The following is an 18,017-nucleotide window of genomic DNA, read 5'->3' as shown; positions in this document are numbered from 1 at the left end:
TAGGACGTGGCTCTCGATCCCATGGCCTGCCACACGCCGCCCAGCACGCACACTCGCGACGGCCGACAATCGAGAGCCACGCCCTAGCACTGCTCGCCGTCGGCGCCCCCTGCGTCGCGCTCGCGGCCTGCGGCTCCCAGCTCGACCCGGACCCGGTCGCGCGGGTCACCCCGGACCGCCGCGACTGCTCGACCTGCTGCGCGGCCCAGGCGGTCGACCCCGGGCTGGTCTGCGCGTCGCCCGGCACGCACGCTCGCGGCGTTGCCGTCGCTCGACAGACAACCCGGTATGCCCTCGCTCCGGCGCCTTGCGATCGCACGCGCCGGACGACGCTCGCTCCGGCCGGGGACAAGGAGACATGCCTGCCATGACCTCGATCCTGTCCTTCACGATCCTCGGCCTGTTCACCGGCGCGGCGTACGCGATCGCGGCGAGCGGCCTGGTGCTGACCTACACGACCACGCGGGTGTTCAACATCGCGCACGGCGCGTTCGGCATGGTCATGGCCTTCACGTTCTGGGACTTCAGCCAGCGGCAGGGGATGCCGACCTGGTTGGCGCTGACCCTGGTGCTCGGGGTGGTCGCGCCCGGGATCGGCTGGTTCGTGCAGCGGTTCGTGACCCGCGGGCTCGGCGAGGGACCGGTGAGCGTCTCGCTCGTGGTCACGGTCGGGCTGTTCGTCGGCCTGATCGGGGTGGCGCAGTACATCTGGCCACCGGCGCCGCGCACGGTGCCCCCGTTCCTGCCCGACGACGGGATCCGCATCGGCAGCACCTACGTCACCGCCCACCAGGTCATCACGATCGCGCTGTCCGCGCTGGTCGCGGCCGCCCTGTACGTGCTGCTCAACCGGACCCGGATCGGCACCGCGATGCGCGCCTCGGTCGACAACCCGGTGCTGTTGCGGCTCTTCGGCGGCAGGCCCGACCTGGTCGCCTCGCTGTCCTGGGCGATCGGGATCTCGCTGGCCGCGCTGGCCGGCATCCTGCTGACCCCGGTCATCGGCCTGTCCTACTACGACCTCACCCTGCTGGTCATCAACGCGTACGCCGCGGCGATGCTCGGGCGGCTCAAGAGCCTGCCGCTCACGTTCGTCGGCGCGATGGGCCTCGGCATCCTGCAGTCCTTCTCGGTCGCCTACCTGCCCTCCGAGGGCAACCTGGCCGGCCTGCGTGCGGTCGTGCCGGCCCTGTTCCTCTTCGTCGTCATCGTCGCGATGCCCCAGGCCCAGCTGCGGATCGGCCAGGTCAAGGGCATCGTGTCCGCGCCGCTGCCGACGTTCACCAAGTCGCTCAGCTGGGGTGCGGTCCTGCTCGTCCTCGTCGCGCTGCTGACGGTCACCACGGGCGACGCCGACCTGCTGCTGGTCGGCACCGCCGCGACGTACGCGATGGTGATGCTCTCGCTGGTGCTGCTCACGGGCTACGGCGGGCACGTGTCACTGGCCCAGTTCACCTTCGCCGGCGTCGGAGCCCTCGCCTACGCCAAGCTCGACGAGCCCAACCTGTTCGGGCTGCTCGTCGCGGCCGGCATCGCGGCCGGGGTAGGCGCCCTGGTGGCGCTGCCGGTGCTGCGGCTGACCGGGCTCTACCTGGCGCTCTCGACGCTGGCGTTCGGCGTGCTCATGGACAAGCTGGTCTTCCAGGCCGACTTCGCCTTCGGCTACAACGGCACGCTGCACGCCGAGCGGCTCTCGCTGCTCGGCCGGGAGTTCTCCTCCACCGGCGGCTACGTCCTGGTGATGACCGTGTTCTTCGTGCTGATGGCACTCGGCCTCCTGCTGCTGCGCCGGGGCGCGCTCGGCCGGCTGCTGATCGCGATGCGCGACAGCCCGGCCGCGTGCGGCACCCTCGGCCTGGACATGCGGTGGTTCCGGGTCGCCCTGTTCGGCCTGTCCGCCGGGATGGCCGGCCTGGCCGGCGGCCTGTTCGCGGGGCTGCGCGGCACGATCGGGGCCGCCGACTTCCAGCTGTTCAACAGCCTGCCGCTGCTGTTGCTGGCGGTCGTCTGCGGCGTCACCTCGGTGACCGGCGCGGCGCTCGGGGGCGTCGGCCTGATGCTGCTGCCGGTGCTGCAGAGCTCCCGGCCCGAGCTGGCCGGCCTGGTGTTCGCGGTCCTCGGCTTCGGCGCGGTCGCGCTCGGCCGGGACCCGAACGGCCTGGCCAACCTGGTCTTCGCGTTCGGGCGGCGCCTGGAGAGCCGGTTCGGCGACCGGGTCCGCTCCGTGGTCCCGGTGCTGCCCCTGCCCGGCGCGCGGGTCGGGGACGACAGCGCGACCGCCGTACCCCTCGCCGACCCTGGCTCCGGGTCGGTGTTGATCGTGCCCGAGCACGGGCCCGTTCCCACGACGGCGGCCGAGGCCGGCCCGGATCCCGAGCCGACCCAACCGCCCGGTCACCGCGCCGCTACGGCGATCGAGCCCTCCAAGGAGGCGCCTGCCCATGTCCGCTGAGAGACCGCTCCTCGAGGTCGAGGACGTCGTCGTCCAGTTCGGCGGCGTGACGGCTGTCGACCACGCCGGCTTCGCCGCCCACGCCGGCCGGATCACCGGCCTGATCGGGCCCAACGGCGCCGGGAAGACCACGTGCTTCAACGTGATCACCGGCCTGCAGCGGCCGACCCAGGGATCGGTGCGCTTCGAGGGCCGGTCGATCACCCGGCTGCCGGTGCACCGGCGCTCGCGCCGCGGCATGGGCCGCACCTTCCAGCGGCTGGAGGCGTTCGGGTCGCTCACCGTGCGTGACAATGTCCGGGTCGCGCGCGACATCCACCGGGGGATCGCCGGCCTGGTCCGGCCGGCCGCCGCGGACGTCGACCACCTGCTGGAGCGGGTCGGCATCGCGGCGTACGCCGCCGAGCGCGCCGACTCCATCCCCACCGGCGTCGCCCGGCTCCTGGAGCTGGCGCGGTGCCTGGCCGCCGACCCGAAGCTGCTGCTGCTCGACGAGCCGTCCTCCGGCCTGGACGAGTCCGAGACCGACGCCTTCGGCGAGCTGCTGGCCGCGCTCGCGGACGACGGCCGCGGCATCCTCATGGTCGAGCACGACATGGACCTGGTGATGTCGGTCTGCGACGACATCCACGTCCTCGACTTCGGCCGGGTGATCGCCTCCGGGCCGCCCGCGGAGGTGCGGGCCGACCCGGCTGTCCAGCAGGCCTACCTCGGCTACTCCGACGAGTCGGCCGACGACCGCACGCACGTCGAGCTCCCCGCGGTCGAGCTCACCCAGGAGATCCGTCTGGAAGGGGCCGCGACATGAGCGTGCCGATCCTCGAGGTCGTCGACCTGCACGCGGCCTACGGCCGGATCGAGGTGCTGCGCGGCGTCGACCTCCGCGTCCCCAAGGGCGCGGTGGTGGCGCTGCTGGGCCCCAACGGCGGCGGCAAGAGCACCCTGGTCAAGGTCATCAGCGGCCAGAAGAAGCCCACCTCGGGTGACATCCACCTCGGCGGCGTGCACGTCTCGGGCGCCGAGCCGGAGGAGCTGGCCCGGCTCGGGCTGTGCACGGTCCCCGAGGGCCGGTCGGTGTTCCCCAACCTCAGCGTCGAGGAGAACCTCACGCTGATGTCGTACGCCGGGGTGTCCGCCGAGGCGGTGCTCGACACGGCGTACTCCTACTTCCCCCGGCTGCACCAGCGCCGGCACCAGCTCGCGGGCACCATGTCGGGCGGCGAGCAGCAGATGCTCGCGATGTCGCGGGCGCTCGCCTCCGACCCGGCCCTGCTGCTGCTCGACGAGCTGTCCATGGGGCTCGCGCCGCTGATCGTCGACGAGCTCTACGACACGGTCGCGCAGATCGCGGAGAGCGGGGTCTCGATCCTGTGCATCGAGCAGTTCGCCCGCACCGCGCTGCGGGTCTCCGACTACGCGGCGGTGATGACCGGCGGCCGGATCGTGGCCACCGGCGAGCCCGCCGAGATCCTCGCCACCATGTCCGACGTCATCCTCGGAGGTGCCGCATGAAGTCGACCAGAGGCACGTGGAAACGCCTCGCCGCCCCGATCTCGGCCGCAGCACTCGCCGGCGTCGTTCTGCCGATGTCGGCGAGTGCTCCCGCGGCCGGCCAGGACGACACCGCCAAGCCGGCGTTCAGCGGGTTCAGCTCCTCGGCGTGGGCGGCGCCGGTGAAGGTCGAGATCTACGAGCCGACCATCCCCATCCCGGCCAACCCGCAGATGGAGCTCGAGATGGGCTACTCCAAGGTGGAGGCCGACTCGGGCAGCTCGCTGGGACGCGCCAGCTGGCTGTGGCCCGGCGACTCGATCGGCGAGGGCGCGAAGACCGTCATCGAGAACCTCGGTCTGCCCGAGCAGCTCTCGGGGCCGCTGGCCGCCCAGGGCTACCCCGTCCAGGTCAACGCCTCGCAGCCCTCCGGGGAGGCGAAGGCGTCCGACGAGCCGTTCCCCGGCACGGTCATGCGCACCAGTGCCGGCGCGAAGACCACCGTCGCGCAGGTCGGGTTCTCCCCCGACAACGAGGTCCGGGACGGATCCGGCGACGGAGGAGACGGCGGCGACGGAGGCGGTGCGCCCGGACTCCCGGGTGTCCCCGGCCTGCCTCCGATCCCGGGCCTGCCCGGCAGCGCCGGCGGCGGCGACCTCCTTCAGCAGTTCGGTCAGGCGATCACCGGCTCGGCCGGGCTGGCCGGCGCCGCCGACGACCCCCAGGACGACCCGCCGGGTGGCTCCGGCGCGCCCGGCCTGCCGCCCCAGGTCGCCGCTCTCGTCGACTTCGAGGGCTACGCCTCCACCAGCAAGAACGTCGTGACCGACTCGAAGGTCGTGGCCTCGTCCCGCTCCGCGCTGGGCGACGTCTACCTGCTCGGCGGCACCGTCGTGCTCAACGGCGTCGTGGTGACCAGCACCAGCTCCAGCGACGGCGCCAAGGGCAGCTCCGGCGGCAAGGCGACGCTGGGCGGCCTGACGATCGCGGGCCAGGAGTTCTCCTTCGGGCCCGGTGGGGCCGAGGGGGCCGGCCAGCACGCCGACGTACCGGCCGTTCCCGACCAGGCGACCGCGGCCCTGGACCAGCTCGGTATCAAGCTGATCCTGCCGAAGCCCGACCTGGCGAAGCAGGGCGACCAGGCCAGCAGCACCATGGCGGGACTCGTCGTCGAGATCGACACCGCCAAGCTGCGCGGTCAGCTCGACGCGCTCCCGATCGACGACATCGTCAACGCCTTCCCGAACGACCCGCCCGACCTGAAGAAGGCCCTGCAGACCCTGGTCGGGCTCTCGCCGCGGATCGTGGTGACCCTCGGCAACGCGGGCAGCGAGGTCGACACGGTGCAGGGCATCGAGCTGCCCACCGGCGACCTCCCCGACAACGACCCGGCCGGGTCCGGGGACACCGGCGGTCCGGCCGCGGCCGGCGGGCCGACGGCCGCCGGCGGCTCCCCGTCGGCAATCGGACCCGGCCCGACGGGCAGTGCGCCGTCGGCGGCCGGTGACCTCGGGGACGCCCAGCTCACCGGATCGGGGCTCCCCCCGCTCTACTCCATCCCCGGCGCCATCCTCGTCGCGAGCCTGGCCCTGGCCGCCGTCGGCGGCACCTGGCTCCGCCGGATCGGCGCGATCGCGCTCGGTGGCGCCGGGTCCTGCACGCACGGCCTCGACAGCGGCCTGCCCGACCTCCGAAAGGCCTGACCATGACCACCATGACACCAGGGATGACGCCCGCCGCGGAGCAGCCCGCCCCGGCCGCGCCGGCGCAGCGCCTCTCGATCGGCCTGCCCCGGGCCGGCAGCCGCTCCGGCTCCGGCGCCGCGCCGCTGAAGGACAACCACTACCAGCTGCTCCAGCTGATCCTGTTCTGGGCGGGCGCGGTCCTGCTGCCGCTCGGCCTGGTCGTGATCGTGCTCGGCTGGTACGGCGCCGCGCACACGCCGTACCAGTACGACCAGCTGTCCTACGTCGTCTCCGGCGGCCTGCTCGGCCTGGGCCTCACCTTCACCGGCGGGTTCTTGTACTTCGGCGCCTGGCTGGCGCGGATCGCGGCCGACGGCAAGGAGTCCTCGCGCCGCCTCGCCGACACCCTGCTCGTGCTCGCCGACGTGACCTCGCGCTCGGCGAACCAGCGCGACGACGGGGTGGACGTCTCCGCGCTGCCGGTGACCGCCGGCGACGGCACCACCGTGCACCGGCGGGACTGCGCGCTGATCGCCCACCGCACCGACCTGCACCCCGTCGGGGAGAACAACGGGCACCTGACCACCTGCCGGGTCTGCCGCCCCTGACCCGCCGGGGCTGGTCGACTCGGCGCATCTTGCCCGCTGGGGCTGGTCGACTCGGCGCATCCTGCCCGCCCCTTCACAGAGCGGGCGACGAGCCGGGCAAGACGTGCCGACTCGAGGGTGGTGCGTGGGCAAGACGCGCCGACTCGAGGGTGGTGCGTGAGCAAGACGTGCCGATTCGAGGGTGGTGCGTGGGCAAGACGCGCCGACTCGGGCTCTCCTGTCGTTTGTGTGGGTCATGTTCGGCCCGGTAGTGCGGGTGTGTGGCCGCTGAGGGTGAGCATCAGGAGGCTGATCAGGGCGTCGGGGTCCTTGATGCCGAACGCGATCCGGTTGCGGAGTCGGATGCGGGTGTTGACCGATTCGCTGATCGCGTTGGAGAGGCCGTGCTCGATCGCGGCCAGGATCGGGCCGCGTTGCTCGGCGACCATGCGGGCGAGGTCGACAAACTGGGCGATACGACATCGCCGTGCCGAGCGGCACCAGGCGTCGATCGCGATGCGGGCTTCGGCGGCCGGCAGTCGCAGGACGGCGCGGAGGCCTTCCTTGAGTTGGTAGGCCCGCCACAGTCGGGGGTCGGTCTTGGCGATCCAGTCCAGTCGGGCCTGCTGGTGGGTGGTGAGGTTCTCGGGGTTCTTCCACAGCGCGTACCGCGAACGGGTCAAGATCCGCAGCCGCTGGTAGGCGGGGAACTCCTCCTGGACGTCGGCGGGTGCGCGGCCGCGGCCGCGGGAGTTGGCCCGGGCGATCCGACGGGTCTCGCGCCAGACCTCGAGCCGGACCTCGCCGAGGGCGTCGTTGGCCCACTTCACCACGTGGAAGGGATCGGCGACCCGGACCGCCTGCGGGCAGTTCTTAGCCGTCGACTTGGCGATGTAGGGCGCGGCGTCGGCGCTGATGTGGGTGATCTGTGCGCACCGGTGCGGCCCAAGGGCATCGAAGAACGACTGGACGGTCGCGGTGGTGTTGCCCTTGCCGACCCACACCAAACGACCGGTGTCGTGATTGACGACCGCGAGCAGGTAACGCTGATGACGGCGCCAGGACACCTCGTCGATCCCGATCCGGGTCAACCCGTCGAGCAAGTCGACCCGGGCGGCGATCTGGTTCCAGACCCGGGTCAAGATCCCGCTCACGGTGCGCCACGACACCCGCATCAGCTCAGCCACCGTGGACAGCGAGGTCTTGGTGACCAGCCAGGCGACCTGATCCTCGAACGCGTGCGTCGCCCGGGCTCGATGGCGAGCCCAGGGCACGTGCGCGACGACCACGCCATGCGCGCGGCACCGCACCCGTGGCGAGTCGGCTTCCAGGTAGACCCGCACAGTGGCGCTATCCAGGGCACGCCACCGCCGCCGACCGCGCCCAGCGTCGTACCCGGCCGCCGGCGCGCGACACCGCCCACACCGGCCCCGGCGACGCGCCATCGGCCGAACAGCGACCACGAGCACCCGTTCATCGCGATCGAGCTCGACACCCTCGATCACGGTGTCTTCGAGCCCGAGCAGGCACCGCCATAGGCTGACATCACGCACGCCGCTCTCCTTGACGCCGGTTCTGGTTCCTAGACAGCTCCAAAACCTAGGCAGAGAGCGGCGTGCGCCCGTCTACGGCACGCTCAACCCACCCACACATTCAGCAGGAGAGCCCGACTCGAGGGATCAGTCGTCAGCGGCGACCTTCTCCTCGGGCTTGGCGAGCAGGTAGTTGTCGATGTAGTCGCGCGCGCTCTCGAAGATGTCGATGGCGTGGCCGGCGTTCTCCGAGAGGTACCACCGGTGCACCAGCATCTCGTGGAAGATCTCGGCCGGCTCCAGCTTGCCCCGGGCCTCGGCGGGCACCATCGCCATGATCGGCTCGTAGACCTGGGTCAGCCACTTGTTCGCGACCAGGCTGCGGTCCTCGCGGCCCAGGTCGAAGTGCGCGGTGAACGAGGCGATGTCGTTGAGCATCCGCCGGGCCTGGGCGTCCTCGACGTCCAGGCCGGTGAGCGCCTGCAGCTCGCGGGTGTGGTGGCCGAGCTCGACGACCTTGGGCTGGATCCGCACCCGCTCGCCGTGCCAGTCGGTCACGATGTCGAGCTCGTCGACGTCGAAGCCCAGGTCGTTGAGCCGCTCCACGCGCCGCTCGATGCGCCAGAGCTCACCGCTCGAGAACTCCTCGGGACGGGTCAGCTCGTCCCAGAGCGCGTGGTAGCGCTCGGCGAGCAGCTCCACGATCGCGTGGGCCTGGACCTCCTGGTCGAGTGACTCGCTGGCCTGCAGGTCGAGCAGCTCGGCGAAGACGTTCTCGACCGCCACGGTCAGGTCGTACTCGCGCAGGTTGTCCGACAGCGAGGGCTTGAGCTCGCCGGTCTCGGCATCGACGAGGTACGCCGCGAACCCGCCCGCGTCGCGCCGGAACAGCACGTTGGACAGCGACACGTCGCCCCAGTAGAAGTCGGCCAGGTGCAGCCGGACGAGGAGCACCACCATCGCGTCGACCAGCTCGGGGAGGTTGGCGGCGGTGAGGCCGTGGGCGAACAGGCTGCGGTAGGGCAGCGAGAACTGCAGGTGCTCGGTGAGCAGCGCCGCCGGCAGCTCCTCGCCGTCGTCGTCGACCCGGCCCGTCACGACGCCCTGCGGGGTCACTGCGGGCAGCCCGAGGCGCTGCAGGTCGCGCAGCAGCCGGTACTCCCGGAACGCCATCTCCTCGACGGTCTCCTTGACCGCGTAGGTGCGCTGCTCGACGCGCACGATCCGGACCACGTGCCGCGACAGGCCGCGGGGGAGCGGCACCACGTGCTCCACCCACTCCTCGAGCGGGGTCGCCCACGGCAGCCTGAGGAGGGCGGGGGCCGGCCGGTTCGCGACGATGCGGAGCGCCATGCCCGCATTATCCGCCCCCGGGCCAGAGCTAGAACGCGTTCTAGCAGAGGTGATAGCGTCCGCGCGTGCAGCTGACCGACGGCGACCGGATCCGCGGCCTGCTGGCGACCTACTGCCGGCTGCTCGACGCCGGCGACTTCGCCGGCGTGGGCGCGCTGATGGCCGACGCCGTGCTGCGCGCCGAGGACGGCACGACGCTCGCCACCGGGGCCGCCGAGGTGGAGCGGCTCTACGCCGGGCTGGTGCGGCTGCACGAGGACGGCACTCCGGGGACCCAGCACGTCGTCGCCAACACCGGCTTCGCCGAGCCGGCTGAGGACGGCTCCGTGGTCGCGACCTCGACGTACCTGGTCTTCCAGGCGGTCGCGGCCGTGCCGCTGCAGCCGATCATCACCGGGACGTACGTCGACACCTTCGCCCCGGACGCGTCCGGTGGCTGGCGGTTCGCCGAGCGCCGGTTCGGCGTCGGGCGCTCGGGCGTCCTGGAGCACCACCTCACGATCGCCCTCTGACTCGCTTCCTGACTCTCGCTGATCCCGCGTCGAAAGGCCCACCCCATGAACCAGCCCGGCAGTCGCGTCGTCGTCGTCACCGGAGCCGCGTCCGGCATCGGGCACGCGACGGCGGCGCTGTTCCGCGACCTCGGCGACACCGTCTACGGCCTGGACCTCCGGCCGACCGTGCCCGACGGCGTCACCTACGTGGAGTGCAACGTCGGCGACCGGGCCTCGGTGCTCGCCGCCGTCGAGACCTGCGCGGCCGACGGCCGGATCGACGTGCTGGCCAATGTCGCCGGCATCGTCCAGTTCGGCCGGATCGAGACGGTGACCGAGGAGGAGTGGGACCGGGTCCACGCGGTCGACCTCAAGGGCCCGTTCCTGCTGATCCAGGCCGCGCTGCCGCACCTGCGCGCCTGCGGCGGCAACATCGTCAACGTCTCGTCCGTCGCCGGCCACAAGGCGCAGCCCTACGCCACGGCGTACGCGGCCGCCAAGGGCGGACTCACCCAGCTCACCCGCGCGCTCGCGCTCGAGCTCGCGCCGGAGGGGATCCGGGTCAACGCGATCTGCCCGGGCACCGTGGACACGCCGATCGTCGAGCAGGTCTTCCACAAGCTCACCGACGACCTCGACACCCGGGTCGCCGACCGGCTGATGATGATGCTGCCCGGCGGCGCGATCCGGCCCGACGAGATCGGCTCCGCGATCGTCTACCTCGCCTCGCCGCAGGCGCGGATGATCACCGGCGAGATCCTGGCCTTCGACGGCGGGATGAGCTGAGCCGCCGCTGTCGGGTCGTGTGCCTGAGGACGCGCCATGGCGCGTCCTCAGGCACACGACCCGTAGCATGTGGCCTCGCCGCGCCGGTGTAGCTCAGTTGGTAGAGCGCCTCACTTGTAATGAGGATGTCGCGGGTTCGACTCCTGTCACCGGCTCCACGCATCACTCCTGCAGTAGCTCCTGCATCCGTTCCACCTCGGCCTGCTGGGTGGTGACGATGTCCTCGGCGAGCGCGATCGCGGGCGGGTACTCGCCCTGGCTGATCTCGTGCCGGGCCATCGAGATGGCGCCCTGGTGGTGGGTGATCATCGTCTGCAGCCAGTGCTGCTCGAAGTCGGCCGGCCAGCTGTCGGCCACGCGGCCCAGGTCGTCGGCGCCGAGCGCCCACGGCCCCATCCGGGTGCGCATCAGGCCGCGCATCGTGCCGGCCGTCGAGCGCCGCATCATGGTGCCGCCGTCCATCGGGTGTCCCGGACCGTACGACGCCTCCTGGTCCCACGCGGTGAGCCAGCCGTCCATCCGGCCGATCTCGGCCCGCTGCTGCGCGGCGATCCGGTCGGTAAGTTCCGCGAAGCCCGGCGTGAGGTCCCGCCCGGCGGTCATGGCGACCATCCGCAGGCCCTGCTGGTGGTGCGGCACCATCTCGGCTGCGAACGCCACGTCCGCCTCCTTGTGCGCCGGGTCCGCCGCGTCGCGGGCCGTCGTCCCGGCCTCGCTGCCGCACCCGGTGAGGGCGAGGCCCACGAGCGCGAGCACGGTCGCTGCGCCCCGCAGGGCGCGATGTCGAAGGGCCGCCATGCTCCGACGCTAGGTCCGATACCGCCCGGTAACCCGGGGCGAAGGTCCCGAGCCGGGGGACCGCGGACCCGCGCGAGCGGTCGTCCAGGGTCGTGTCTCGCAAGCTGTTGGACGGTTGGCGTTCTCAGGGGGTGTGCATCGCAAGGCGCCGGCGCGCCGCCATACCCGCTCGTCTCTGGGCGCGGCACTAGGGTGCCGCCATGGCCCGGAACCTGCTCTTCCTCGCCGGACTCGCGCGATCCGGGACGACGGCGCTGCTGCAGGTGATGAACGCCCACCCCGAGGTCGCGGTCGGCATGGAGCGCTACAAACGGCTCTGGAGCAGCGGCGTCGACCGGCTCACAGCCGACCTGTTCGAGGCCGACCGGTTCTTCGACTTCTCCGACGGGCTGACCAACCAGGATCCGCAGGAGGCGGCCCGGTGGGGCGTCGACTACGCCGCCCTGCGGGCCAAGTGGGCGGACGCGACGTACGTCGGCGACAAGATGACGACGATCCGCTTCGACCGGCTGCACGAGCTGCACCCGGACGCCCGGTTCGTCTTCATCGTCCGCGACATCGACCAGGTCGCCCACTCCTGGGAGCGCCGCGCCCAGGACGCGGCCGACGTCGGCTGGCCCGAGCGCGCCGATGCGCAGGCGTCGGTGGAGCGCTGGAACCTCGCGCTCAAGCGGATCCGCCGGGCCGTGCGCCAGCACCCCGACCGCGCCGTCGTCGTCGAGTACGCCCGGTTCTTCGGCGACCCGGAGGCCGCCGGCCTGCGGGCCGTCCTCGACTTCCTCGGCCTCGCCTACGCCCCGGCCGTCGCGGCGGCGTTCGAGACGACGCACCGCGAGTACGTCGACAGCGTGGCCGGCCGCGAGCGGACGCTGTCCCCCGAGCTGCGCGGCTTCGTCGACGGCCTCGCCGACCGGCGGCTGTGGCAGGCCGTGACCCGTCAGGCGGTGTGAGCCGGCTGCTGCGGGATCTGGTCGACCGGTCCTCCGCGGATGGACCCTGAGGTGGGCTCAGCGGAGGCGGCGTACCTCGAACCGGCTCGGCGGGTGCGCGATCGCCTCCTGGGCGGCGACCAGCTGGATCTCCCGGGTCCCGGCCGCGATCGTCTCCTCGAGGATCGCGAACACCGACGCGGTGGTCCGGGCGAGGGCGGTCGGCGCCGAGCCCGTGGTGCGCAGGTGGGCGAGGTACAGCGCGGCGGTCACGTCGCCGCACCCGTTCGGGACGATCGGCAGCAGCGGGGTCTCGACGGCCCAGGCGCCCTCGTCGGAGACCGCGACCACGTCGATGCGCCCCTCGGGCACCTCACCGTGCACCACGCTGGTGACCAGCACCTCGCGCGGGCCGCGTTCCCGCAGCTCGTCCACGGCCGCAACGATCGCGGCCAGCGTGCGGGTCTCCCGACCGGTCAGGAAGTCCAGCTCGAAGTGGTTGGGCGTGAGGATGTCGGCGTGCGGCACGACGGTGTCGCGCAGGAACTCCGGGATCCCCGGCCGGACGAACATCCCGCGGCCCACGTCGCCCATGACCGGGTCGCAGCAGTAGACCGCGTCCGGGTTCAGCTCCTTGACCCGGGCGACCGCGTCCAGGATCACGCCGCCGACCGCCGGGTCACCCTGGTAGCCGGACAGCACCGCGTCGACGCCCGCCAGCGCACCGCGGTCGTCGATGCCCGCGATCACCGCGCGGACGTCCTCGGGGCCGAGCAGCGGCCCGCGCCACGCGCCGTACCCGGTGTGGTTGGAGAAGTGCACGGTCAGCACCGGCCAGACCTCGTGGCCCAGGCGCTGCAGCGGGAACACCGCCGCCGAGTTGCCCACGTGGCCGTAGGCCACCGAGGACTGGATGGAGAGGATCTGCACCCGTGCAGTGTGTCGCACCGGCCGCCCCACCCCAGGCTCCCCGCCGGGAAGGCCCGACCCTCTGGCTCGGAAAACTAGAACGCGTTACAGTGTGGTCGCGCACACATTCCCGCGGTATGCCGCCTGCCCAGCGAGGTAACACCCATGGCCAAGACGCCGTACAAGAACGAGGCCGACTACGTGGTGGTCGGCTCCGGCAGCTCGGGCGCCGCGATCGCCGGCCGGTTGGCCCAGTCCGGCGCGAGCGTGATCGTGCTCGAGGCCGGCAAGAGCGACGAGCAGTACCTGGTGAAGAAGCCCGGCATGATCGGCCCGATGCACTCGGTGCCCGAGATCAAGAAGCGCGTCGACTGGGGCTACTACTCCACGCCGCAGAAGCACCTCCTGGAGCGCAAGATGCCGGTCCCGCGCGGCAAGGTGGTCGGCGGCTCGAGCTCGATCAACGGCATGGTCTACGTGCGCGGCAACCGCGCCAACTACGACTCCTGGGCAGCCGAGGGCTGCACCGGCTGGTCGGCCGACGAGGTCAACGCGGCGTACCGGCGCATGGAGGACTTCGAGGACGGCGCCAACGACTACCGCGGTGCGGGCGGGCCGATCAAGGTGACCCGCAACGCCGCGCCGCAGGAGGGCTCCCTGCAGTTCATCCAGGCGACCTCGGACGTGCTGGGCGTGAAGGTCCTCGACGACTACAACGCCGAGTCGCAGGAGGGGGTCAGCCGGATGCAGCAGAACGCCGCCGGCGGGCTGCGCTACAGCGCGTCGCGGGGCTACCTCCACCACCTCGACGTACCCACCCTGCAGCTGCAGACCGAGGTGCTGGTGAGGAAGGTCGTCATCGAGAACGGGCGGGCGACGGGCGTCGAGGTCACCGACAAGAGCGGCAGCCGGCGTACCGTCCGGGCCGGCAAGGAGGTCATCCTCTCGGCCGGCTTCGTCGGGTCCGCGCAGCTCCTGATGCTCTCCGGCATCGGCCCCGCCCAGCACCTGCGCGACCACGGCATCGAGGTGCTCGCGGACCTGCCGGTGGGCGACAACCTGCACGACCACATGTTCCACGCGCTGACCTTCCACGTGACCTCCTCGAAGATGCGCGGGAACGCCTTCTTCTTCGGCAAGGGCGTCCTCAAGGAGGCGCTGCGCCCCGGCAGGACGTTCATGGCGAACTCGGTGTTCGAGGCCGTCGCGTTCCTGCGTACGTCGCAGGCGACCGACGTGCCCGACCTGCAGCTGCACCTGCTGCCGTGGTCCTACGTCTCGCCCAACCAGGACGAGCCGATCCGCCACGACGTCGACCCGCGTACGTCGATCACGCTGCTCTCGACGCTGATCTACCCGCGCAGCCGCGGCACGTTGCGGCTCGCGTCCGACGACCCGACCACCCCACCGCTGATCGACTTCCAGTACCTCGCCGACCCCGGCGACCTGGAGGTGCTCGCGGAGGGTTCGGAGATGGTCCGGGAGATCATGGCCGGCGCCGCGTTCGGCGGTGCGGTCAAGGAGGAGATCCATCCGGGGGCCCGCCTGAAGGGGCAGGAGCTGCGCGACGCGATCCTCAACCGGGCGACCTCGGTCTACCACGGCGTCGGCACCTGCCGGATGGGCACCGACGACCTGTCGGTCGTGACCCCCGACCTCAAGGTCCGCGGCGTCGAGAACCTCCGGGTCTGCGACGCCTCGATCATGCCGTCGATCACCGGGGGCAACACCAACGCGCCCGCGATCATGATCGGTGAGCGCGGCGCGGACCTCGTTCTCGGCACCGTTCTCGGAAGGGCGTGAGCACGATGGCACTCCAGCGACCGGCGTCGATCACCGACGCGTTCCTCGAGCGGCTCGTGGCCCGCGTGCCGTCGACCAGCGGCGGCACCTGGAAGCTCACCGAGGTCTACACCGGTGACCTGCTCGTGGAGCTCCCGCAGTCGACACCCGCCGACATCGAGGCGGCGTTCGCGGCGGCGCGCGCGGCCCAGCGCTCGTGGGCGGCCCGACCGCTCAAGGAGCGGCTCGAGGTGTTCAAGCGCGCGCACGCCCTGTTCCTCGACAACGCCCACACCACGACCGACCTGATCCAGGTCGAGAGCGGCAAGAACCGGCGGATGGCCATCGAGGAGACCTGCGACCCGGTGATGGTGATGAGCCACTACCTCAAGCGGGCCCCGCACCTCCTCAAGCCGGTCAAGCGCGGCGGGCCGATCCCGTTCTTGTCCAGCTCGACCGAGATCCGCCAGCCCAAGGGCGTCGTCGGGATCATCGCGCCGTGGAACTTCCCGTTCGCGACCGGCATCTCCGACTCGATCCCGGCGCTGATGGCCGGCAACGCGATCGTGCTCAAGCCGGACAACAAGACGGCGCTCTCGCCGCTGTACGGCGTGCAGATGCTCGAGGAGGCCGGCCTGCCGAAGGGGCTCTTCCAGGTGGTCTGCGGCGAGGGCCCGGACGTCGGCCCGACGCTGATCGACAACGCCAACTACGTGATGTTCACCGGCTCGACCGCGACCGGTCGGGTGATCGGGGAGCGGGCCGGGCGCAACCTAATCGGCTGCTGCCTCGAGCTCGGCGGCAAGAACCCGATGATCGTGCTCGAGGACGCGGACCTCGACGAGGTCGTGCAGGGCGCGATCTTCGGCGCGTTCGGCAACACCGGCCAGATCTGCATGCACATCGAGCGGATGTACCTGCCCGCGTCGAGGTACGACGAGTTCCGCTCGCGGTTCGTCGCTGCGACCGAGGCGCTGACCATCGGCGCGGCGTACGACTTCGGCCCCGACATGGGCTCGCTGGTCTCGCCGGACCACATGGAGCGGGTCCGGGGGCACGTCGACGACGCCGTGGCCAAGGGCGCCACCGTGCTCACCGGCGGCCGGTCACGGCCCGACCTCGGCCCGGCCTTCTTCGAGCCGACCATCCTGGAGGGCGTCACCCAGGACATGCTCTGCGGCGTCACCGAGACCTTCGGCCCGGTCGTCGCGCTGCACCGGTACGCGACCGTCGACGAGGCGATCGCACTCGCGAACGACACCGACTACGGGCTGAACGCCTCGGTGTGGGGCGGCGACATCGCCAGCGCCTGCCAGGTCGGCCAGCGGATCGAGACGGGCAACGTGAACGTCAACGACATCCTCGCGACGGCGTACGCGTCCAAGGGCACGCCCTCGGGCGGCGTCAAGCAGTCCGGCGTGGGCGCCCGGCACGGCGACCAGGGCCTGCTGAAGTACACCGACGTGCAGAACCTCGCCGTCTTGAAGAAGCAGGTGATGGGCGCGCGGCCCGGCCAGGACTACGAGAAGTACGTCAAGGGGATGCTCAGCGGCCTGCGGATGATGCGCAAGACCGGCATCCGCTAGTGGTTCGGGCGGTCGGGCGCTCGGGCAGTTTCCCCGGTGGGCCGGGGAAACTGCCACTTCCTGGGGGAAGTTTCGGCCCAACAGTTACGGTTTCCCCGGTGAACCGGGGAAACCGTCCCGGCTCAGGCCACCTGCAGCGAGCGCTTCGAGAGCCCCATCCAGAAGCCGTCGATCACCTGGAGGCCAGGGGCGTCGGGGTCGGTGGCCGCGCCGAGGGTGACGAACAGCGGTGTGTAGTGCTCCACGGTGGGGTGGGCATAGGGCATGCCCGGTGCCTGCGTCCGGTAGTTGGCGAGCGTGTCGACGTCGCCCCGGGCGAGCGCCTCGCCGGCCCACGCGTCGAAGTCCGTCGACCAGCCGGGGGCGGCGGCGTCGATGCGCCACTCGGTGAGGAACGGCAGGCCGTGGGTCAGGAAGCCGGAGCCGATGATCAGCACGCCCTCGTCGCGCAGCGGCCGCAACCGCTCGCCGAGCCGGAGCAGCCGGACCGGGTCGTGGGTGGGCAGCGACATCTGGAGTACCGGGACGTCGGCCTGCGGGTACATGATCTTGAGCGGCACCCAGGCGCCGTGGTCGAGGCCACGGCTGGCGTGCTGGTGGACCGGTTCGCCCGCCGGCATCATCGCGGCGACCCGCTGGGCGAGCGCGGTCGCGTCGGGTGTCTCGTAGGTCATCCGGTAGTAGCGGGCGTCGAAGCCGCCGAAGTCGTAGACCAGCGGTGCGCCGCTGGCGCTGAGGCTGACCGGCGCCGACTCCCAGTGCGCGCTGACGATCAGGATCGCCTTCGGCTTCGGGAGGTCCGCGGCCCAGGCGGCGAGCTGTCCCGACCACACCGGGTCGTCGAGCAGTGGCGGGGCGCCGTGGCCGATGTAGAGGGCCGGCATGCGTGCGTCGTTCATGGTCCCTCCAATGGTTTGATCTTCAACTTTATTCCATGGGGAGGGCCCAGTCGACGGCCCGACCGCCCTGTTCGACCAGCAGCCGGTTGGCCCGGCTGAACGGCCGCGAGCCGAAGAACCCGCGGTACGCCGACAAGGGCGACGGGTGCGGTGACTCCACGACCGGGATCTGGCCGAGCATCGGCCTGAGGTTGCGCGCGTCGCTGCCCCAGAGGATCGCGACGAGCGGCCCGCCTCGGCGGACGAGCGCCTCGATCGCGCACGCGGTGATCGGCTCCCAGCCCTTGCCGCGGTGGCTGTTGGAGGCGCCGGGCCGCACCGTGAGGCTCCGGTTGAGCAGCATGACGCCTTGGTCCGCCCACGCGGTCAGGTCGCCGTGGCGCGGCGGCATCAGGCCGAGGTCGTCGCGCAGCTCGGTGTAGATGTTCACCAGGCTCGGCGGCAGCGGCCAGACGTCCCCGCGGACCGCGAAGCTCAGCCCGATCGGGTGCTCGGGATTGGGGTAGGGGTCCTGCCCGACGATCAGCACGCGCACGTCGGCGAGCGGGCGCTGGAACGCCCGGAAGACCCACTCGCCCGTCGGTTGGTAGGTCCGCCCCGCCGCAAGCTCCTCGCGCAGGAACCGGCCCATCGCCGCGATCTGCTCGTCGACCGGCGCCAGCGCCTGCGCCCAGTCGGGCGCCATCAGCCCCTTGTCGACCAGCCCCGCCAGCGCGCTCACGGTCCGCAGGCTA

At 71.8% G+C, this 18,017-nt stretch carries 16 protein-coding genes and 1 tRNA gene; 11 read left to right on the top strand and 6 right to left on the bottom strand.

Going from position 1 to position 18,017, the window contains the following annotated elements:
* Positions 1 to 367: 367 nt before the first annotated feature.
* Genes NOCA_RS21795 through NOCA_RS21775 form a run of 5 tightly spaced genes read left to right on the top strand, consistent with a single transcriptional unit; the run spans position 368 to position 6,236 of the window.
* Positions 368 to 2,452: a branched-chain amino acid ABC transporter permease gene (locus NOCA_RS21795; RefSeq protein ID WP_158305693.1), complete on the top strand. Its 2,085-nt coding sequence runs from the start codon at positions 368 to 370 to the stop codon at positions 2,450 to 2,452.
* Positions 2,442 to 3,260: an ABC transporter ATP-binding protein gene (locus tag NOCA_RS21790; protein WP_011757442.1), complete on the top strand. Its 819-nt coding sequence runs from the start codon at positions 2,442 to 2,444 to the stop codon at positions 3,258 to 3,260. Before NOCA_RS21795 ends, NOCA_RS21790 begins: the two co-directional genes overlap by 11 nt.
* A complete protein-coding gene (locus NOCA_RS21785; protein ID WP_011757441.1) occupies positions 3,257 to 3,964 on the top strand; it encodes an ABC transporter ATP-binding protein in 708 nt (235 codons plus the stop codon). Before NOCA_RS21790 ends, NOCA_RS21785 begins: the two co-directional genes overlap by 4 nt.
* On the top strand, positions 3,961 to 5,646 hold the full coding sequence (locus tag NOCA_RS27685; protein ID WP_011757440.1) for a hypothetical protein: 1,686 nt from the start codon (positions 3,961 to 3,963) through the stop codon (positions 5,644 to 5,646). Before NOCA_RS21785 ends, NOCA_RS27685 begins: the two co-directional genes overlap by 4 nt.
* A gap of 2 nt (positions 5,647 to 5,648) precedes the next feature.
* Positions 5,649 to 6,236: a hypothetical protein gene (locus NOCA_RS21775; RefSeq protein ID WP_011757439.1), complete on the top strand. Its 588-nt coding sequence runs from the start codon at positions 5,649 to 5,651 to the stop codon at positions 6,234 to 6,236.
* 233 nt (positions 6,237 to 6,469) lie between these two features.
* Here the strand turns inward: NOCA_RS21775 and NOCA_RS21770 are convergent, their stop codons facing one another.
* Together NOCA_RS21770 and NOCA_RS21765 are read right to left on the bottom strand one after the other, a co-directional pair.
* Positions 6,470 to 7,768: an ISL3 family transposase gene (locus tag NOCA_RS21770; protein WP_011755226.1), complete on the bottom strand. Its 1,299-nt coding sequence runs from the start codon at positions 7,766 to 7,768 to the stop codon at positions 6,470 to 6,472.
* Positions 7,769 to 7,894: 126 nt separating this feature from the next.
* On the bottom strand, positions 7,895 to 9,100 hold the full coding sequence (locus tag NOCA_RS21765; protein WP_011757438.1) for a DUF4032 domain-containing protein: 1,206 nt from the start codon (positions 9,098 to 9,100) through the stop codon (positions 7,895 to 7,897).
* 65 nt (positions 9,101 to 9,165) lie between these two features.
* On the opposite strand from NOCA_RS21765, the gene NOCA_RS21760 reads away from it, so the two are divergent.
* The 3 genes from NOCA_RS21760 to NOCA_RS21750 all read left to right on the top strand — a co-directional run bounded on the left by NOCA_RS21760 (position 9,166) and on the right by NOCA_RS21750 (position 10,538).
* On the top strand, positions 9,166 to 9,612 hold the full coding sequence (locus tag NOCA_RS21760; protein ID WP_011757437.1) for a nuclear transport factor 2 family protein: 447 nt from the start codon (positions 9,166 to 9,168) through the stop codon (positions 9,610 to 9,612).
* A gap of 45 nt (positions 9,613 to 9,657) precedes the next feature.
* Positions 9,658 to 10,380, top strand: coding sequence for an SDR family NAD(P)-dependent oxidoreductase (locus NOCA_RS21755; protein WP_011757436.1), 723 nt, complete (start codon positions 9,658 to 9,660; stop codon positions 10,378 to 10,380).
* Positions 10,381 to 10,462: 82 nt separating this feature from the next.
* Positions 10,463 to 10,538 (top strand) — tRNA-Thr (locus NOCA_RS21750).
* Between the two features lie 4 nt (positions 10,539 to 10,542).
* On the opposite strand, the gene NOCA_RS21745 is transcribed toward NOCA_RS21750, so the two are convergent.
* Positions 10,543 to 11,178 (bottom strand): DUF305 domain-containing protein, encoded by a 636-nt coding sequence (locus NOCA_RS21745; protein WP_083768223.1) that lies wholly within the window; start codon positions 11,176 to 11,178, stop codon positions 10,543 to 10,545.
* A 200-nt stretch (positions 11,179 to 11,378) separates the two neighbouring features.
* Here NOCA_RS21745 and NOCA_RS21740 point away from each other — a divergent pair, with 200 nt between their 5' ends.
* Positions 11,379 to 12,128: a sulfotransferase family protein gene (locus tag NOCA_RS21740; protein ID WP_011757434.1), complete on the top strand. Its 750-nt coding sequence runs from the start codon at positions 11,379 to 11,381 to the stop codon at positions 12,126 to 12,128.
* A gap of 57 nt (positions 12,129 to 12,185) precedes the next feature.
* On the opposite strand, the gene pdxY is transcribed toward NOCA_RS21740, so the two are convergent.
* Positions 12,186 to 13,037, bottom strand: coding sequence for a pyridoxal kinase PdxY (gene pdxY, locus NOCA_RS21735; RefSeq protein ID WP_041546801.1), 852 nt, complete (start codon positions 13,035 to 13,037; stop codon positions 12,186 to 12,188).
* A gap of 144 nt (positions 13,038 to 13,181) precedes the next feature.
* On the opposite strand from pdxY, the gene NOCA_RS21730 reads away from it, so the two are divergent.
* Both NOCA_RS21730 and NOCA_RS21725 read left to right on the top strand, forming a co-directional pair.
* Entirely contained in the window at positions 13,182 to 14,819 is a 1,638-nt protein-coding gene (locus NOCA_RS21730; RefSeq protein WP_011757432.1) for a GMC family oxidoreductase, read from the top strand.
* A 5-nt stretch (positions 14,820 to 14,824) separates the two neighbouring features.
* Positions 14,825 to 16,384 (top strand): succinic semialdehyde dehydrogenase, encoded by a 1,560-nt coding sequence (locus NOCA_RS21725; RefSeq protein ID WP_011757431.1) that lies wholly within the window; start codon positions 14,825 to 14,827, stop codon positions 16,382 to 16,384.
* A gap of 122 nt (positions 16,385 to 16,506) precedes the next feature.
* Here NOCA_RS21725 and NOCA_RS21720 read toward each other — a convergent pair whose 3' ends face one another.
* Positions 16,507 to 17,283: a dioxygenase family protein gene (locus NOCA_RS21720; RefSeq protein WP_011757430.1), complete on the bottom strand. Its 777-nt coding sequence runs from the start codon at positions 17,281 to 17,283 to the stop codon at positions 16,507 to 16,509.
* Positions 17,284 to 17,311: 28 nt separating this feature from the next.
* Positions 17,312 to 17,968 carry a uracil-DNA glycosylase gene (locus tag NOCA_RS21715; protein ID WP_049774615.1) on the bottom strand — a complete coding sequence of 219 codons (657 nt, stop codon included), beginning with the start codon at positions 17,966 to 17,968 and terminating at the stop codon, positions 17,312 to 17,314.
* Between the last annotated feature and the right edge of the window lie 49 nt (positions 17,969 to 18,017).

Origin of the sequence: Nocardioides sp. JS614, assembly GCF_000015265.1 — a bacterium.
Taxonomy (GTDB): domain Bacteria; phylum Actinomycetota; class Actinomycetes; order Propionibacteriales; family Nocardioidaceae; genus Nocardioides.
This window is presented reverse-complemented; position numbering and strand designations above follow the sequence as displayed.

What these genes read in the sequence shown, in the direction of transcription:
- NOCA_RS21745 (WP_083768223.1), bottom strand. Translation starts at nt 11,178, where the DNA reads ATGGCGGCCCTTCGACATCGCGCCCTGCGGGGCGCAGCGACCGTGCTC.
- NOCA_RS21765 (WP_011757438.1), bottom strand. Translation starts at nt 9,100, where the DNA reads ATGGCGCTCCGCATCGTCGCGAACCGGCCGGCCCCCGCCCTCCTCAGG.
- NOCA_RS21785 (WP_011757441.1), top strand. Translation starts at nt 3,257, where the DNA reads ATGAGCGTGCCGATCCTCGAGGTCGTCGACCTGCACGCGGCCTACGGC.
- NOCA_RS21795 (WP_158305693.1), top strand. Translation starts at nt 368, where the DNA reads ATGACCTCGATCCTGTCCTTCACGATCCTCGGCCTGTTCACCGGCGCG.
- NOCA_RS21730 (WP_011757432.1), top strand. Translation starts at nt 13,182, where the DNA reads ATGGCCAAGACGCCGTACAAGAACGAGGCCGACTACGTGGTGGTCGGC.
- NOCA_RS21755 (WP_011757436.1), top strand. Translation starts at nt 9,658, where the DNA reads ATGAACCAGCCCGGCAGTCGCGTCGTCGTCGTCACCGGAGCCGCGTCC.
- NOCA_RS27685 (WP_011757440.1), top strand. Translation starts at nt 3,961, where the DNA reads ATGAAGTCGACCAGAGGCACGTGGAAACGCCTCGCCGCCCCGATCTCG.
- NOCA_RS21725 (WP_011757431.1), top strand. Translation starts at nt 14,825, where the DNA reads ATGGCACTCCAGCGACCGGCGTCGATCACCGACGCGTTCCTCGAGCGG.
- NOCA_RS21740 (WP_011757434.1), top strand. Translation starts at nt 11,379, where the DNA reads ATGGCCCGGAACCTGCTCTTCCTCGCCGGACTCGCGCGATCCGGGACG.
- NOCA_RS21715 (WP_049774615.1), bottom strand. Translation starts at nt 17,968, where the DNA reads ATGGCGCCCGACTGGGCGCAGGCGCTGGCGCCGGTCGACGAGCAGATC.
- NOCA_RS21775 (WP_011757439.1), top strand. Translation starts at nt 5,649, where the DNA reads ATGACCACCATGACACCAGGGATGACGCCCGCCGCGGAGCAGCCCGCC.
- NOCA_RS21720 (WP_011757430.1), bottom strand. Translation starts at nt 17,283, where the DNA reads ATGAACGACGCACGCATGCCGGCCCTCTACATCGGCCACGGCGCCCCG.
- NOCA_RS21790 (WP_011757442.1), top strand. Translation starts at nt 2,442, where the DNA reads ATGTCCGCTGAGAGACCGCTCCTCGAGGTCGAGGACGTCGTCGTCCAG.